The sequence below is a fragment of the Streptomyces sp. cmx-4-9 genome, assembly GCF_046548835.1.
Lineage (GTDB): Bacteria > Actinomycetota > Actinomycetes > Streptomycetales > Streptomycetaceae > Streptomyces.
Genome location: NZ_JAEBEE010000002.1, coordinates 536,857 through 552,507 on the forward strand (window position 1 = coordinate 536,857; position 15,651 = coordinate 552,507).

The 15,651-nt window shown below is 74.0% G+C and carries 13 protein-coding genes; 2 read left to right on the forward strand and 11 right to left on the reverse strand.

Annotated elements, in window-relative coordinates; genetic code table 11:
* Positions 1-2 precede the first annotated feature (2 nt).
* The 3 genes from ACLJTM_RS08495 to ACLJTM_RS08505 form a co-directional block, all read right to left on the reverse strand.
* Positions 3-908 (reverse strand): glycoside hydrolase family 19 protein, encoded by a 906-nt coding sequence (locus ACLJTM_RS08495; protein WP_411103274.1) that lies wholly within the window; start codon positions 906-908, stop codon positions 3-5.
* A gap of 184 nt (positions 909-1,092) precedes the next feature.
* Positions 1,093-1,506, reverse strand: coding sequence for a rodlin (locus tag ACLJTM_RS08500; RefSeq protein WP_411102813.1), 414 nt, complete (start codon positions 1,504-1,506; stop codon positions 1,093-1,095).
* Positions 1,507-1,708: 202 nt separating this feature from the next.
* A complete protein-coding gene (locus ACLJTM_RS08505; RefSeq protein WP_190183994.1) occupies positions 1,709-1,900 on the reverse strand; it encodes a DUF5302 domain-containing protein in 192 nt (63 codons plus the stop codon).
* A 259-nt stretch (positions 1,901-2,159) separates the two neighbouring features.
* Here ACLJTM_RS08505 and ACLJTM_RS08510 point away from each other — a divergent pair, with 259 nt between their 5' ends.
* Positions 2,160-3,521 (forward strand): FAD-dependent oxidoreductase, encoded by a 1,362-nt coding sequence (locus ACLJTM_RS08510; protein ID WP_411102814.1) that lies wholly within the window; start codon positions 2,160-2,162, stop codon positions 3,519-3,521.
* Between the two features lie 74 nt (positions 3,522-3,595).
* On the opposite strand, the gene ACLJTM_RS08515 is transcribed toward ACLJTM_RS08510, so the two are convergent.
* A complete protein-coding gene (locus ACLJTM_RS08515; RefSeq protein WP_411102815.1) occupies positions 3,596-4,891 on the reverse strand; it encodes an amidohydrolase in 1,296 nt (431 codons plus the stop codon).
* Between the two features lie 154 nt (positions 4,892-5,045).
* Here ACLJTM_RS08515 and ACLJTM_RS08520 point away from each other — a divergent pair, with 154 nt between their 5' ends.
* Positions 5,046-5,219 carry a thiazolylpeptide-type bacteriocin gene (locus ACLJTM_RS08520; protein WP_007268044.1) on the forward strand — a complete coding sequence of 58 codons (174 nt, stop codon included), beginning with the start codon at positions 5,046-5,048 and terminating at the stop codon, positions 5,217-5,219.
* A gap of 79 nt (positions 5,220-5,298) precedes the next feature.
* Here the strand turns inward: ACLJTM_RS08520 and ACLJTM_RS08525 are convergent, their stop codons facing one another.
* From ACLJTM_RS08525 to ACLJTM_RS08555, 7 genes are all read right to left on the reverse strand, one after another.
* Positions 5,299-7,245 (reverse strand): TOMM precursor leader peptide-binding protein, encoded by a 1,947-nt coding sequence (locus ACLJTM_RS08525; protein WP_411102816.1) that lies wholly within the window; start codon positions 7,243-7,245, stop codon positions 5,299-5,301.
* On the reverse strand, positions 7,242-7,997 hold the full coding sequence (locus ACLJTM_RS08530) for an ABC transporter permease (protein ID WP_411102817.1): 756 nt from the start codon (positions 7,995-7,997) through the stop codon (positions 7,242-7,244). The genes ACLJTM_RS08525 and ACLJTM_RS08530 overlap by 4 nt, the downstream gene beginning before the upstream one ends.
* Positions 7,994-8,971, reverse strand: a complete 978-nt coding sequence (locus tag ACLJTM_RS08535; RefSeq protein ID WP_411102818.1) for an ABC transporter ATP-binding protein — start codon at positions 8,969-8,971, stop codon at positions 7,994-7,996. The genes ACLJTM_RS08530 and ACLJTM_RS08535 overlap by 4 nt, the downstream gene beginning before the upstream one ends.
* Positions 8,972-9,035: 64 nt before the next feature.
* Positions 9,036-10,148 (reverse strand): peptidase M50, encoded by a 1,113-nt coding sequence (locus ACLJTM_RS08540; RefSeq protein ID WP_411102819.1) that lies wholly within the window; start codon positions 10,146-10,148, stop codon positions 9,036-9,038.
* Positions 10,145-11,209: a lantibiotic dehydratase C-terminal domain-containing protein gene (locus ACLJTM_RS08545; protein ID WP_411102820.1), complete on the reverse strand. Its 1,065-nt coding sequence runs from the start codon at positions 11,207-11,209 to the stop codon at positions 10,145-10,147. Before ACLJTM_RS08545 ends, ACLJTM_RS08540 begins: the two co-directional genes overlap by 4 nt.
* Complete coding sequence (locus ACLJTM_RS08550) at positions 11,197-13,986, reverse strand: lantibiotic dehydratase (RefSeq protein WP_411102821.1); 2,790 nt, start codon at positions 13,984-13,986, stop codon at positions 11,197-11,199. Before ACLJTM_RS08550 ends, ACLJTM_RS08545 begins: the two co-directional genes overlap by 13 nt.
* A gap of 31 nt (positions 13,987-14,017) precedes the next feature.
* Entirely contained in the window at positions 14,018-15,631 is a 1,614-nt protein-coding gene (locus tag ACLJTM_RS08555; protein ID WP_411102822.1) for a nitroreductase family protein, read from the reverse strand.
* Positions 15,632-15,651 lie beyond the last annotated feature (20 nt).

The window sequence follows — 15,651 nt, forward strand, 5'->3', positions numbered from 1 at the left end:
CGTCAGCAGCCGAGGTTGTTCCCGGGCGTCACCCCGAGGAGCTGCGTGAAGCGCTGGTAGGCCGCGATCCGGCTCTGCACCTGCCCCGGGTTGCCGCCGTTGCACTCCAGGGAGCCGTTGATGGAACGGATGGTCTCGCCGAAGCCCGCGCCGCTCACCATGGCGTTGTGCGGGGTCATGGTGCCGGGGCCGTTCTGCGTGTTCCAGTACCAGAGCGCCGTCTTCATGGCGACGGCCGGGTCCTGCTCGACGAGGTACGGGTTGGCCAGCAGGTTGATGCCCAGGGCGTCCCCGGCGGCCTTGTAGTTGAAGTTCCAGCTCAGCTGGATGGGGCCGCGCCCGTAGTAGGCGGCCTGGCCGGCGGGACAGCCGTAGGGCTGCGTCGCGTCGCAGTAGTGCGGGTAGTTGGCGGTGTTCTGCTCGACGATGTGCACGAGCCCGCCCGTCTCGTGCGAGACGTTGGCGAGGAAGGCGGCGGCCTCGCGCCGCTTCACGGTGTCGTCGCCGGTCTGCGCGAAAGCCGGGTACGCGGACAGCGCCGAGACGAGGCCGTTGTAGGTGTAGAACGGGTTCCGGTTCGGGAACATCTGGTTGAACTGGGCCTCGGAGACCACGAATCCGGACGGATTGCCGGGGTCGGGGTCCTGGCCCCCGCCGCCTCCGCAGGTCCCCTGGTCCGACCAGACGCCCCACTGCCCGGTGGTGCCGGGCGTCTCGCCCTGAGTCCACCACTTGGCCTGCCAGTTGTGCCCGTTGTACGAGGCGCTCATGCCGTTGGTGTAGACGGCGGCGGAGCCCCAGGGACTCGCGCAGGCGGCGGCCGCGGTGGCCTGTGCGGTGGGGAAGGTGAGGGCGAGTCCGACCGTGACGGCCGCGGCCGCGGCCAGGGACAGGGCGCGGCGGCGCAGTGCAGGTATCACGAAACTGCTCCTTCGGTGGGGGGGAGTTGCCGTGGGTGGGGGCGGCGACTCAGCCCACTGAAGCGAAATGGTCTGGACCTGTCAAGGTCCAGACCAAGGAGATCTCGTGGGGCGCGGGGGTTCCGCGCCTCGGGGTGGGCGTGACGCCGTCACGCCCACCCCGAGGGGCAGTTCAGCTGCCGGCGGAGAGGTTGCCCGAAAGCACCGGGATGTTCTCCAGGATGTGCGAGGCGGAGTCGTCGCCCTTCGCCTGGGTGGAGTTCTCGGCGCACTGCTGGTTCTGCGGGTTGGCGAGGACATTGACGTCCTGGACGCCGATGTTGGCGAGGACCGCCACCAGGGACTGGGCGTTGACCTTCGCGGGCAGGCCCACGCAGAGCTTGTTCAGGGAGCCCTGGATGGCGCTCAGCTGCGGGCTCTGGGCACCCTCGGTCTCCTGGTTGCCGAAGACCTGCGCGGAGCCGTTGCCGTTCACGGTGTTGACGCCGTTGTCGTTGCCGATCGCCATCGCCGGGGCGGCCGCGGCGGCGCCGGCGCCCAGGACGGAGGCGGTGACCGCAGCGGTGGCCATAAACTTCTTGAACATGTGGGGGATCCTTCTGTCGCACTGTCGCATGAGATAGCTGCCCTCGGCGGGACGCGCTGATCAACTGCTGACGGCGCCCGGGGTTATCCCCACTCACCCGGGTGGCTCAACGCGGACCGGCGGCCCCCCGGTCGCAGGCCGGTCCGCAGGCCCGCCCGGTCCCGCCGCCGCGGCGGCGGGACGGAGCTCCTCGCATCCGGGGTCAGCCGGTCTTGCGGCGGACCTTCTTGTTCTTGCCGCCGGGGCCGCTGCTGGCACCCTGGACCTTCGCCCGGCTCTGGTGGGACTGCTGGGAGTGGGCATTCGCCGCGTTGCGCTCCAGAGCCTCCCGGAACTTGCGCTTGGCCTCCTCGGCCGGCGATTCGTCCTGCGGGGTGTCTGTTTCGTCTGCCATTGGTCCTCCTGGGGTGATCAAACCGTTTCAGTCTGTCAGCTGGGGTGCCCGCTGACCAGCGGGTTCCCTCAGGCGGCCGGTCCACGCCCCGCGCGCCTGGCGGAGCGGTGCGAGCGGAACGCGACCATCCAAGGAGGGCTTGGGGGAGTCATAAGATTTAATTATGAGGCCATAACCTGCCACCGGGTGCTGGATTAGGGTTACCTCAGTTTAGGGTCGTCCTTGATCCAGCCTGTTGTCACTCGAAGGGAACTTCGTCATGCCTCGCCCCCTGCGGGTAGCAATCGTCGGTGCCGGTCCCGCAGGGATCTACGCGGCGGACGCGCTGCTGAAGTCCGAGACCGCCGCGGAGCCCGGCGTGTCCATCGACCTCTTCGAGAAGATGCCCGCGCCCTTCGGCCTGATCCGCTACGGCGTGGCCCCCGACCACCCGAGGATCAAGGGCATCATCACCGCCCTGCACCAGGTGCTCGACAAGCCGCAGGTCCGCCTCTTCGGGAACGTCGACTATCCGAACGACCTCGGCCTCGACGAGCTGCGCGCGTTCTACGACGCCGTGATCTTCTCCACCGGCGCCACGGCCGACCGCGAGCTGGGCATCCCCGGCATCGAGCTGGACGGCTCCTACGGCGCGGCCGACTTCGTGTCCTGGTACGACGGCCACCCCGACGTCCCCCGGACCTGGCCGCTGGACGCCGAGAAGGTCGCCGTACTCGGCGTCGGCAACGTCGCCCTCGACGTCGCCCGCATCCTCGCGAAGACGGCCGACGAGCTGCTGCCGACCGAGATACCGGCCAACGTCCACGACGGGCTGAAGGCGAACAAGGCCGTCGAGGTGCACGTGTTCGGGCGCCGCGGTCCGGCCCAGGCCAAGTTCAGCCCCATGGAGCTGCGCGAGCTGGACCACTCGCCCACCATCGAGGTCATCGTCAACCCCGAGGACATCGACTACGACGAGGGCTCCATCGCCACCCGCCGCGCGAACAAGCAGGCGGACATGGTCGCCAAGACCCTGGAGAACTGGGCGATCCGCGACATCGGCGACCGCCCGCACAAGTTGTTCCTGCACTTCTTCGAGTCCCCCACCGAAGTGCTCGGCGAGGACGGCCGGGTCGTCGGGCTGCGCACCGAGCGCACCGAACTCGACGGGACCGGCAACGTCAAGGGCACCGGCCGCTTCACCGACTGGGACGTGCAGTCCGTCTACCGGGCAGTGGGCTACCTCTCCGACGAGCTGCCCAAGCTCCCCTGGGACGTCGAGACCGGCACGGTCCCCGACGAGGGGGGCCGCGTGATCGAAGCCGGCGCGCACCTGCAGTCGACGTACGTCACCGGCTGGATCCGCCGCGGCCCGGTCGGCCTCATCGGCCACACCAAGGGCGACGCCAACGAAACCGTCGCGAACCTGCTCGCGGACCACGCGGAGGGCCGTCTGCACACCCCGTCGGAGCCCGCGCCGGAGGCCGTGGAGACCTTCCTCGCCGAGCGGAACGTGCGCTACACCACCTGGGAGGGCTGGTACCGGCTCGACGCCGCGGAGAAGGCCCTCGGCCGGCCCCAGGGCCGCGAGCGCGTGAAGATCGTCGAGCGCGAGGACATGCTGGACGCCAGCGGGGCCTGACCCTCCGGTACGGGCCCGCACGAAGGGCCGCGGCCGACCGCCGCGGCCCTTCCGCAGCCTTTCCGGTCACAGCACTAGGCGCCGCGTGCCGCCGGGGCCGTCAGGCAGGCGAGGGCCGCCGCCGTGAGGGCGCGGACGCCCGCCGGGAGGGCGGTGCGCACGTCCGGCGCGAAGTCCGGCGCGTGGTTGGCCGGCAGCGCCGCCAGCTTCTCGGCCGCCCCGGCCCCCGGCGCCGCCGACCACGCCGCCGGGCCGATCACCCCCAGCATCCAGTAGGCGAGCCGGATACCCGGCGCCCCGTGCAGGTCCCGTCCCGCGTCCCCGAACAGGGCGAAGTCCTCCGTCGCGAGCGTCGGAGGCCACATCGCCACCCGCCCGGGGCCGAACGCGGCCGCGTGGGCCTCCCGGACCGCGGCCGTCGTCGCCGGGTCGGGGTGGGTGACGGGGGAGGAGGACACCCGGACGACCTCCGGATCGCGGGGGCAGTCCGCCGCCGCGCATTCCGCCCGGACGATCCGTTCCACCGCCGCGGCCGCGCGCGTCAGCGCCGCCGCGCCGGCCGCCCGTACGGTCACGGCCAGCTCGGCCCGGTCCGGCACGATGTTCGCCCGGTCACCGGCGTGGAAGGAGCCGACCGTCACGGCGACCTGCTCCGAGGGCGCCGCCTCCCGCGCCACCACCGTCTGCAGCCGGGTCACCACGTGCGCCGCCGCCACCACCGGGTCCACCGTCAGGTGCGGGGCTCCCGCGTGCCCGCCCCGGCCGTGCACCACGACCCGGAAGGTGACGCTCCCCGCGGTCATCGGCCCGTACCCGTGCGCCACCATCCCCGCGGGGAGCGGAGCCGCGTGCTGCGCCAGTACGGCGTCCGGGCGGCCGGTCCGCTCGTACAGCCCGTCCGCGAGCATGGCGCGGGCGCCCTCCAGGGTCTCCTCCGCCGGCTGGCCCACCACGATCACCGTGCCCTGCCGCGCCTGTGGCGAGCCGGCCAGCAGCGAGGCGGCGCCCGCGGCCGCCGCCAGGTGCAGGTCGTGTCCGCAGGCGTGCGCCGCCTCCCCCTCGCTGGCGTAGGGCAGCCCGGTCGTCTCCCGCACCGGCAGCGCGTCCAGCTCCGCCCGCAGCAGGACCGTCGGCCCCGGCCCGCCCCGCAGGACACCGGCCACGCCGTGGCCGCCGATCCCGCGCACGGTCTCGTACCCGGCGTCCTGCAGCCAGTCGGCGAACCGGCCGGCTGTGCGCTCCTCGGCGCCCGACAGCTCCGGATGCCGGTGCAGGTCCAGGTAGAGGGTCGTCAGGGGCCGTATGAGACCGGCCAGTGCGGGGAGTTCGGCCGGTCCGGGGAGTTCGGCGGGTGCGGTCATGCCGCCCATGATCGGACAGGGGCCCCGGGACCGGACGCCAGGGCGCTGACACTTCCTGTCAGCGAGGTGTCAGCGGTACGCCGGGTCCCGTGCAGGTGCGACCGGTTCTGATGGGAGGGCGCCATCGCAGTACCCACCGACCGCACCAGCTGAAGGAGTCACCATGGAGAAGTCGCCGCTCGCCTCGCTTGCCGACGAGATCCTCGAACTCGAGTCCGAGACCTTCGAGATCTCCGACTACTCGGACGCCAGCGAGGTCGTGCTCGCCGGTTCGACGAGCTGCAGCTCGACCTCGACCTGTTCCTCGACGACCAGCACGACCTCCTGCAGCGCCTGACCCCTCGGCGTACGCACACCGGTGCCCCGGCCCCCGCGCGAGCGGGAGCCGGGGCACCGGTCGTGCGGCCGCGGAGCGCTCAGGGGAAGGGGTGCGGGACCATGCGGACCTCCGCGTCGGCCAGGTCCGTCGCCCGCAGCCCCGCCCGGCGGGGCGCGGTACGCAGCCGCGGCATGAACGGAGCCCGCTGCCGCGACCAGCCGAAGTCGATCGGCAGCAGCCCCGGCACGATCGCGCAGACCGTGCGCAGCCCGATCCGGCGCTGCTCCGGCGTGGTCTGGTCGACGACGATCACGTCGTGCCCGCCGTGCGTCAACTCCTCGACGCAGTACAGGAGGTCGTCCCGCAGGTCCCCGGTGCGCGGCCGGCCCTCCGCGTTCCAGGCACGGTGGACCTCCGCCATCGGCTTGACCGCCACCGGCTCCAGGTAGGGCCGTACGTACGGGGCCATCACCGGCAGACCGTACAGCTGGGCGTGGTCCTTCAGGTGCCGGACCTGGGTGAAGTCCCCTGCCATCGCCTCCAGTTCGGCGCGTCGGCCGGCCACCTGGCGGGGCAGGTGCGGGATGTAGGTGAGCACCTCCGACAGGGCCGCCTCGGCCGCCGCAGCCGGATCGAGCGCCGCGCCCGCACCGAAGGAGAACAGCCCCGGCCCGCCGTCACGGCGTACCGCGAGCGCCGTGACCACCGGCACCGAGAGGTCGATCCTGTTGTCGAAGAGGTGCACGTCGTACCCCTGGAGGGCGGCCCGGTCCGCCATGGTCCGCACCGCCGGCCCCGGTACGGATGCCAGTTCCAGCTCCGTCAGCGTCAGTCCCGCGTACCAGGCGATCAGGAACGCGTCCCGCTCGATCAGCTCCAGCAGGGCGCCCAGCAGGGCCTCTTCCATGCAGCTGCCGATCGCACAGCCGTTGGAGCACTCGAAGACGAAGTTGTCGGAGGCCAGCCCCGCGCTGTAGTGCACCAGCCGCGCCGGCACCAGCACCGGCCGGTCGTCGCGCAGGGAGTGCCCGTACACCCAGGGGATCGGCCGGTGCGGGTCGAAGGGGGAGACCATCGGGTCGTCGCGGTAGGTCCGCGGCGGGTAGGACCCGCACAGCGCCGGATCCAGCGCCCGCTCGCCGAGTTCCGCGTACGGAGCCGTGAGCAGGGAGCTCCCGGTGCGCCGGTGGGTTCCGGCGTACCGCTCCAGGCCCTCCAGGTAGGCCAGGTCGCGGCTGGCCGCGAAGCTGTTGGCCTGCCCGCTCCAGGTCACGTCGGTCAGCCCCGCGTAACCGCGCATGAACACGCTGCCCGCGACCGGCGCGGTCGTCGGGGAGGTGACGTTGATCCAGGTGCCGCCGCCCAGCACCCCGGTCTCCGGGTTCGCCAGCGCCGCGTGCGGCATGGGGTACGAGGCGGCCGGGCGCAGCCGCTGCGCACCCGGCCGGGGAGTCGGCCGGGCGGCCGGGACGAACGGGACCGGGGCGTCGGTCCCGCGCGGCCCGCAGTCCGGGCACAGCGGATCGGCGGCCAGCGGATAGGTCCGCACCTGCAGGGTCTCCAGGTCCAGCCGGGAGACCTGCGGCAGGGCCCGGTCCGCCGCGGTGGCGCCGGGGCCGGCCGCGTGGCCGCCGGACACCGCCCCGTGCAGCGCGCGCACGGCGTCCAGAAGGTACGGGGTCAGCCGCGGCCAGTCCCCGGCCACCGCGGTGAGGGGACCGCTGCCGGTCTCCAGCGCGTCCCGTTCGCTGCGGCTGCGCAACCGCTGGCGGCGCATCGCCAGGCACTGGCCGCAAGCGGGGGCGGAGCCGTCGCCGCCCCAGGGGCCGACCAGGACGGCGCGGGCGCCGAGGTGGACGGTCGCGGCGGCCCGCACCCTCGCGAAGGGGTCGGCGGCGCGCGGCCCGAGGGCGTCGTGGACGCCGACGGTGACCACGGTCGCGCCGCACTCCTCCAGCGCCGCTTCGAGTGCGCGCCGGGCCGCTTCCATCGGGGCGCCGTCCGGGGCCTGGACGGGGCGCGTGCGCACGGGGGTCGAGGTCATGTCCGGTTGCTCCAGCGGAAGGTCTTCAGCCCGATTGCGCCGAACAGCAGGGCGAAACCGAGGAGCACCGCGCATCCGGTGCCGATGGCGGACAGGGAGCCCGATCCGGTCAGTGCGCCGGTCGCGGCGTCGTTGAGGTAGCGCAGCGGCAGGATCCGGGAGAGCGACCGGAGCCACGCGGGCATCATGTCCAGCGGCAGGAAGGAGCCGGAGAGGAACGCCATCGGCACCATCATGCAGTTGGCGATCGCGGCGACGGCCTCCGGCGTGTCCGCGTACGTCCCGACGATGACGCCGATCGCCAGGAACGCGGTGATGCCGAGGACCAGCGCGGGCAGCACCAGCGGCCAGCGCCCGTCCAGTTCCAGGCCGAAGCCGGGCAGCATCGCCACCGCCACGAACACCGCGGCCTGCACCACGCCGACCGCCACGGCCAGCACGTACCGCGAGGCCAGCACGGTCGTCAGCGGCGTCGGTGTCAGCCGGATGAGCCGCAGCAGGTCGTCGCGCCGCCACTGCATCAGCGTGAACGCGATGCCGAAGACGGCGGCGTTGGCCACGCCCCACGACATCACGCCGGGTGCGATGTACGAGATGTAGGGGCGGCCGCTCTCCTCCACGTCCTGCCCGCTGAAGATCAGCCCGAAGACGACGAGGAAGAGCAGCGGGAAGGCGAAGGTGAAGAACAAGGTGGCCTTGTCCCGGACCTGCGCCCGGTAGCCGGCGGCGGTCAGGGCCGTGTACGCGCTCATGCCTGGTGCTCCGTGGGGTGCTGGGCGGTGCGCCCGGAAGCCGCACCGGTGAGTTCGAGGTAGACGTCCTCCAGGGTGGCCGTGCGGGTCATCACCCCGTCGAGTCCGGTGAGGGCGTCGACGGCCTGCAGGACCTTGCCCGGGGAAGCGGTCTCCAGCACCAGCGAGCCGCCCTGGAGGGTGGCCCGGTCCACGTGCGGCAGGGCGGCCGCGTCGTCGAGCGGGATCCGGCCGGCGGGCAGCAGCAGCCTGGCCGGTGCGCCCGCGGCGGTCACGAGCCGGTGCGGGGAGTCGAGCGCGGCGACGGTACCGCCGACGAGGATGGCCACGCGGTCGCACAGGGCCTCGGCCTCGTCGAGGTGGTGGGTGGTGTAGACGATGGTGCGCCCCTCGCTCTTGAGGGTGCGCAGCACCTGCCACAGGTCGCGGCGGGCCTGCGGGTCGAGGGCCGCGGTCGGCTCGTCCAGGAAGATCAGCTCGGGGCTGTGCACCAGCGCCGAGGCGATGGCCAGGCGCTGGCGCTGCCCGCCCGACAGGTTCTCGACGAGGACGTCGCGCTGCTCCGTCAGGCCCACGGTCTCCAGCGTGCGGTCCGCCGCGCCCTGCTGCGCGCGGTACAGCCCGGCGACGGTCAGCAGGTGCTCGCGCGCGCTCTGCCGGACGAAGAAGGCCGAGGCCTGTGTCTGTACGCCGATCCGCGGGAGCAGTGCGGTGTTGCGCGGCCAGGGGCTCTGGCCGAGGACCCGGACACTGCCCGAGTCGGCTTGCCGCAGGCCTTCCATGATTTCGATGAGGGTGGTCTTGCCCGCCCCGTTGGGGCCGAGGAGACCGAAGAACTCCCCGCGGTGCACGTCGAGGGTGACGCCGTCCACTGCGGTGCGGTCGCCGTAGCGCTTGCGGATCTGCGACACGGTGACGGCGGCCTCGGGGTCCGCGCCGGGCGGCGGGTGCTGGATGGTGCGGTCAGTGGTCATGGGGAGTGCGGTTCCCTCGTTCTCGGTGGCGGGGCGGGGTTCGGGGGCGGGGGGCAGGGGCGGGTCAGGAAACGGCCGCGACCGCGTACCCGACCGCGCCGGCCAATGCGGCGGCGAGCAGCAGGACGAGCAGGGCGGAGCCCGCGCCGTACGCCAGGTACAGCCGGCGGGCCCGCGCCGGATAGGCCGCGGCGGCCGCCCGGTCACGCATCCGCAGCCGCAGGTACGCCGAACTCGCGGGAGCCAGGCGGGTCACCCGCAGCCCGTGCCCGAGCATCGTGTACCCGTCCAGGGGCGGCAGCGGCAGCAGGTTCACCAGCGCCTGCGCACTGCCGAGCAGCAGCAGCGCGCCCAGCACCCGGCCCGTCGGGTCGCCCTCGGGCAGGAACGCCCACCAGAGGGCGAAGGGCAGCAGGAAGAGGAGGTTGGCGAAAGCACCGGCCGCGGCCACGGCCAGTTGCCGGCGACGCCCGCCCAGGTAGCGGTAGTTGTCCACGGTGCAGTACATGATGGCCACCGGCAGCCGCCAGCGCAGCCCGATCTCGCCGACCGTCCCCCCGACGTGGCGGGCGGCGACGCCGTGGGCGAACTCGTGCAGGGCCGTGCTCAGCCACAGCAGCGAGGCCACCGCCAGCAGGGGGACCGGGTGCGCGAGCAGCCACCCCAGGTCGCGGACGAGGCGGCCGGCGGCGGCGGCCAGCACCCCCTCCATCACCAGGCACACCAGGAGCAGCCCGCCCAGCACCACCGGGTGCAGGGCGGGCCGCAGCACACGGTGCAGCCGGGCCGTCGCGGCGTCGGCGTCGGCCACCAGGCGCAGCGTGCCGCGCAGCAGGGTCCCGCTGCGCGGCTCCTGCGGGCGGGCCGGCGCCTCGGGCGCCGGCCCGCCCGCGAGCAGCCGCCGGCTGCCGAGGAGGGCCAGCAGCTGCTGCCAGTTGGCCTCCCCGAGCCTGCGGCCGAAGGCCTCCCCGTAGGCGGCGCCGATCTGCCCCAGGCTGCGGGAGCCGTCGAGCCGGGAGACGAGGAAGAACTCCTTCGGGCCGATCTCGAAGGAGGCACCCGACACCGGGTCCTTCACCAGGTGCACCACGGCGGGCCCGTTGAGCAGCGGCGGGGACAGCAGGATGCCCTCCCGCAGCGCGGGGCGGGCCTCCAGCAGTCCGGCGGGGCCGCTCACGGGCGCACCGCCCCGGCCCCTGCGTCCTCGCGCAGCACCCGCCCCAGCAGGTGCGCCAGGTAGGCCTCGTCCCTGATCGTCACGTGGAGCCGGTTGTTGGTCATGTGCATGTACGGGGAGAGCAGCAGGGGCAGCGCCACGGCCGGATCGGTGACCTGCTCGTCCCGTGTGCCGTCCCAGGAGCGGAAGACGAGGTCCCCGGCCAGCGCCAGCTCCTGCGCCCGCCCCCGCAGCTCCCGGCAGTGCTCCGCCCACCCGGCGAGGAAGGCCGGCAGCCTCCCGGTCTCCCCGGAGGCCAGCGCCTCGCGGACCGCCGCGAACCGGCGGCCGAGCCCGGGGCCGGTCTGCTCGAAGGTGCGGTCGTACTCCGCGGAGCCGATGAACCCGGTCCCGGGAAAGGCCGTGTGCCAGAACTCGTAATACCGGTCGAGGTACCCGCCGAGCTCCTCCCGGTCGGGCAGGAACACCCCGGCCATCACCATCATCAACTGCGCCGAGGTGCCCAGCAGTACGGTCCGCAGATGCAGGTTCATCCGGCCCAGGGCGTCCATCACGAGGTCGCTGGAGCGGGCGAAGTGCCATTCGGCGAGCTCCACCCCGGCCGGGCCGCCGTACTTGCCCCATTCCGGTTCGTAGGGCTCGTACGCGTACGAGTTGTTGGGCCGCAGGTTCATCCGCCCGTCGGCGCCCATGAAGGCGGCCCGGTCGCCCTCGGGGAACTCGATGTCGAAGAGGGTGTTGTAGAACTCGTTGAGGAAACCGGAGTCCACCTCGTACAGGGCGGGCCGCGCCTTCAGGAAGGCCGAGACGGCCTCCTGCGCGCGGCGGCGCACCTCGGGGGCCGCCGCCTCGTCCACGGGCCGCAGCCGCAGCCGCACGTGCGGCCCCTCCAGCCAGTAGTTGATGAAGAAGTGTCCGGCGAGGAGCCCGTCTGCGGTCAGCGAGGCGATCAGCGGACGGACGCAGTGCACCAGCAGGGGCTGCGGGTTGGCGGCGTAGAAGATGTGCATGGCCTGCCATGCGCCGCGCCGGTCCGTGCCGGGGTCGGTCAGTTCTGGCATCGGGGTCCGCCTTCCGGGCGTCGCGGGGTGGGGGTGCGGGTGGTGAAGGTCTCGACGGCGAGTTCCGCGACGTGCGCGCCGCGTGCGGAGACCGCGTGCAGGGCGTCCGGGCCGGGCAGCATCTCGCGGAACACGACGCGGTGGCCCGGCTCGCGCAGCAGCGACTCGAAGGAGGCCAGCGACAACAGGCTGTCGAAGTCCACGTACTGCGGCTTCGCACCGAGCGCCGACGGTCCGGCGGACACCGTCGCGAAGACCTGCGCGGGCAGCGCGTGCGCACGCCGCCACCGCTGCCACTCCAGGAAGTGCCCGGCCTCCCGGGCGCCCGCCGCCGGGAGGGCGGCCGCGGTGGTGGTCCAGCTGCGCCGGCTGAGCACCACGTCGCCGTGCACCACCCGCGGCCGGGAGGTCACCCCGGCGTGCGCGAGGCCCTCCGGGACGCCCGCCCACACGTCCAGCGGCGACATCGAGGACGGGGAGAGCAGCAGCAGCGTCCGCGGGATCGCCGGCAGCGCCAGGGGCACCAGGTACCCGAGGTAGACCGGTACGACCTCCAGGCCCAGGCGGCGCGAGCGCAGCACCACCCGCCCGGTCTCGGGCACGTGCCGGGCGTACAGGTCGTCCAGCCCTATCCTGCGGTCCTCGGGGAGGGTGCCGGTCTCGCCCGGGCAGACGATCTCGTAGTCGGTCAGCGGTGCGTGCAGGTTCAAGTTGGTCGTCACCGGGCCGCCGGTGACCTCCGCGAACACCGCCCCCTCGGGCGTCACCCGGGCCGCGGCTGTGCGCAGCTCCCCGGCGAGGCCGCCCGGCCCGTCCGGGTCCTCGTAGACGTGGGTGAACCGGCTGAAGGGGAAGGAGAGGCCGCCGTAGGAGCGGTTCAGCACGGTCAGCGGGGCACCGCCGGCCGGGTCGCGGGCCAGCTGGAGGTGGTGGCAGCGCGGAACGAACCCCGGTGCCACCGCATCGAGTTCGGCGGCCACCGCGTCGATGTCCGCCCCGGTGAGCCGCAGTTCGCTGCCGCCACCACCGTCCTCGTACGCCGCCCAGTGCGCCCGCATCCGGCCGGTGAAGGCGCGCCGCGCCGCGTCCAGGGCGCGGATGCCCGCCAGGCCGAGCCAGTTCTCCTCGGGCACGTACTCCCCGCGGGCGTCGAAGGGCGTGCGCCGGGCCGTGAACGAGAGGTACTGGTCGAAGAAGTCCTCGTGGAAGTCGTGCACCAGGCCCAGCAGGTCCTCGCAGCGGCCGCCCGCGCCGTAGCGGGCGGTGAAGAACCCCTCGAAGGTGATCCGCTGGGCCAGGGTGAGGTCGAAGGCCGGCAGGATCCGCTCCACCTCGCGCAGCGCACCGCCGCCCGCCGCCGCCCAGGGGGGCGCCGCGGCGGCGAGGTCCCGGCCCGCGCTGACGTCCTCGTACAGCAGGGTCTGCGGCAGGGCCGCGTCGTGCTCGCCGAGTTCTTCCTGGGCCCGGCGCAACCCCGCCCGCAGGGTCCGCAGCAGCTCCGCCCGCTCGCCCTGCTCCGCCGCCGGATAGCGCTCCAGGGCCTCGGCGGGCCCCTCCAGGAGCGCGGCGAGGGTGTGCGCCCAGGGCCGGTCCAGCGCGGTCAGCGACCGCTGGAAGGCGCGCAGCGGGTCGCCGTCGTGGACCTCGGTGTCCAGACACGGCGCCCGCACCATGCCCAGCTGGAGGAGGGCGCCCACATACGCCTCGCACTCGGCGGCCGGGGCGCCGTGCTCGGCCGCCAGCCAGTCGGCCAGCTCCTGGTGGCGCAGCTCGGGCCGTTCCCCGAACAGGGCGAGGAGGCGGTCCAGGGTGCCGCTGCGCCGCAGGAAGAACAGCCGGTCCTTGACCGCGTCGAAGGTGACGGCCGCCGCGTCGTCGCCGGCGGTGACCGAGCGCCGCACGTAGCGGATCCGGTCCTCCTCGCGGCCCCAGCCGGAGGCGGCCCGCAGCGGCAGGTCCCGCCGCCGGACCGGGTCGGCGAGGACCAGCTCGGCCAGCCGGGCCAGCACCACGACGTTGAGCCGCACATGGCTGGTCCAGGTGTCCTCGACCCGGATCACGTCCTCGCCGGCCGCGGCGCGGGAGTCGGCGGCGGAGGAGTCCTCGGCACGGGAGCCGGCGGCGAAGGTGCCCGTGGCCACCCCGGTGAAGGTGGAGAACGGGCTGGTCTTGCAGGCCGTGCGGTACACGTACGACAGCACCGAGCGCTCCGCCTTGCGGGCCCGGCCCGTGGGTGCGCCGGTGTCCGCCACGGCCTTGGCGTAGGCGTCGAGCTGCCCCTCCAGCACGGGCGACGCCAGGAGCAGCCCGTGGCGCAGCCGGTCGTCCCCGAGCAGCCCGCGCAGGGCCGCCCGACCCCGGCCGAGGTCGGCGGCGAGGAGCGGGTCCCCCTCGGCGAGCAGCTGCTCCAGCCCGCGGCGCCGCTCCAGCCAGGCCGTGAGCAGGGCGGCCGCGCCGGGAACGGCGCCCAGGGCCCGCAGGGCCGCATCGCCGGAGGCGAACAGCCGGTTGTTGTGGATCTGGCGGCGCAGGCGCAGCAGTTCCCGGCGCAGGACGGCGCCCCGGCCCTGCGCCGCGGGGTCGGTGGCCGCGACGGCCTGGTGGAGCAGCTCGCTGAGCCGCTCCCCGTCCGTGCGCAGCGCCTCCTCCTCGGCGAGCACGGCATCGGCCCAGCCGCGGGCGCCGGGACAGCGCAGCCCCTCGACCGCGGACAGCGGCAGGCCGGCCACGCGCAGCATGAAGCGGTCGCCCGCGTGCCATTCGGTGGTGGTGTTCATCGGGATCGTCCTGGTCCTCTCGTCGGCCCGGTCAGGCGATCTCGTGGCGGAAGTCGGCCGGTCCCGGCCGTTCGTGGCCCAGCAGCATGATCAGCAGCGGCGCCTCGCCGGTGCCGGCGAGGCCCAGCTCCTCGATGTAGGAGATGTTGTCGAAGCCGAGGGCGACGCCCGCGCCCAGTCCGTGCGCCGCGGCGGTCGTGTAGAAGGTCTGCGCCAGCGCGCCGATCGTCGCGTTGACCAGGCGGTAGCCGCGGTCGCCCACCGCGTCGAGCACCGCGGTGGTCCGTACGGTCGGCACGAGGACCGCGCCGGCCTGCTCCAGGTTGTAGTTGGAGAGGAAGTAGGTGCGCTGCAGGAAGGGCCCCGGAGGCCCGGGGACCACCGGGCGCAGGGCGTGGGCCGCCGGATCGTAGGCGTAGGCGCCGGGGGCGACGCCCTCGACGTGGTTGACGAAGGCGTACAGCGCCGGGAGCCGGGGCCCGTCCGGTCCCTCGGCCTCGCTGCCGACCGAGGTGGCGGCGCAGTCGGCGAGCGCGGCGGCCAGCTGCCCCGCCGTCACCTCACGGCCCCCGTCGAACCGGCCGAAGCTGCTGCGCCGGGCGCGCAGCGCCCCGTCCACGCCGAGCGGGGCCGCTGCGGGCGGTGGCAGCGGCACCGGGTCGCCGCCGCGGGGAGGCAGGGCCGCGGCGGCGTCCAGCGCACCCGGTGCCGGGCGGTCACCGGCGCGGCCCAGAGTGGCCTCGTGGATGCGGTGCAGGGTCTCGAACTCCAGGACCGTGCGGGAGCGTTCGACGTCCTGGTGGGTCACGGCGGGGGAGCGGTCCGCGGCCGGCGCCTCCCCGGGCCCGCCGCCGGCTCCGCCCGCACCGGGCCGGTGCGCGGGGTCCGGCCCGCCCGCCTCCGGCTCGCCCGCCTCCGGCTCGCCCGCCCACTCCAGCGGGACCACCGCGAAGATCCCCTCCTCGCGGGCCCCGACCCCCAGCAACCGGGCCAGCCGCTCTTCGTCGAACCACAGCAGGGGGGCGATCCGCAGCCCCCGGGGTGCGGCCCACAGCCGCCAGGTCTGCAGCAGCGCCCCGACGTCCATGCTCACGGCGTGGAAGGAGAAGCTGTTGTACTTGAAGGCGTTCTGCCAGTACTTCACCCCCAGCACGAGGTAGTGCCCGTGGCCCGGGCCCGCCGTTCCCAGGGCCCGGTGGACCTCGCCGGTGACGTCCCCCGTCAGCAGCCGCCCCACCGCGTGCCGGTGCGGCGCGTAGTGGTAGAGCCCCGGGGTGAGCGGACCGCCCGCGCCCGCCGCCCAGTACACGCTGACCGGGTACAGCCCGCCGCCGGAGGCGGTGCCCCGCGACCAGTTGGCCTGGGTGTAGTGGGGGAGCGCGGCCAGGTCGGTGTTGGCCTGCACGCCCAGCCGGCGGCCGGTCAGCCCGTACGAGTCCTGCAGCATCCCGGAGAGCAGCGGCAGCGTGAACCCCGGCCCGGCCGCGCCCGCTCCGGCCGGGTCGGGCAGCGGCAGGACCTGCGCGCCGGGGTAGAACTTCGCCTTGCGCGGGCGGTCCGCCCAGTCGGGCACGAAGTCGACCGGCTCCATCGGTGTCCGGCCTCGGTGCAAGATGGCGTCGGCGTAGTCATGGGCATGGCCCACGGTGTCCTCCTACGGTCGGT

What these genes read in the sequence shown, in the direction of transcription:
- ACLJTM_RS08500 (WP_411102813.1), bottom strand. Translation starts at nt 1,506, where the DNA reads ATGTTCAAGAAGTTTATGGCCACCGCTGCGGTCACCGCCTCCGTCCTG.
- ACLJTM_RS08505 (WP_190183994.1), bottom strand. Translation starts at nt 1,900, where the DNA reads ATGGCAGACGAAACAGACACCCCGCAGGACGAATCGCCGGCCGAGGAG.
- ACLJTM_RS08510 (WP_411102814.1), top strand. Translation starts at nt 2,160, where the DNA reads ATGCCTCGCCCCCTGCGGGTAGCAATCGTCGGTGCCGGTCCCGCAGGG.
- ACLJTM_RS08515 (WP_411102815.1), bottom strand. Translation starts at nt 4,891, where the DNA reads ATGGGCGGCATGACCGCACCCGCCGAACTCCCCGGACCGGCCGAACTC.
- ACLJTM_RS08520 (WP_007268044.1), top strand. Translation starts at nt 5,046, where the DNA reads ATGGAGAAGTCGCCGCTCGCCTCGCTTGCCGACGAGATCCTCGAACTC.
- ACLJTM_RS08525 (WP_411102816.1), bottom strand. Translation starts at nt 7,245, where the DNA reads ATGACCTCGACCCCCGTGCGCACGCGCCCCGTCCAGGCCCCGGACGGC.
- ACLJTM_RS08530 (WP_411102817.1), bottom strand. Translation starts at nt 7,997, where the DNA reads ATGAGCGCGTACACGGCCCTGACCGCCGCCGGCTACCGGGCGCAGGTC.
- ACLJTM_RS08535 (WP_411102818.1), bottom strand. Translation starts at nt 8,971, where the DNA reads ATGACCACTGACCGCACCATCCAGCACCCGCCGCCCGGCGCGGACCCC.
- ACLJTM_RS08545 (WP_411102820.1), bottom strand. Translation starts at nt 11,209, where the DNA reads ATGCCAGAACTGACCGACCCCGGCACGGACCGGCGCGGCGCATGGCAG.
- ACLJTM_RS08550 (WP_411102821.1), bottom strand. Translation starts at nt 13,986, where the DNA reads ATGAACACCACCACCGAATGGCACGCGGGCGACCGCTTCATGCTGCGC.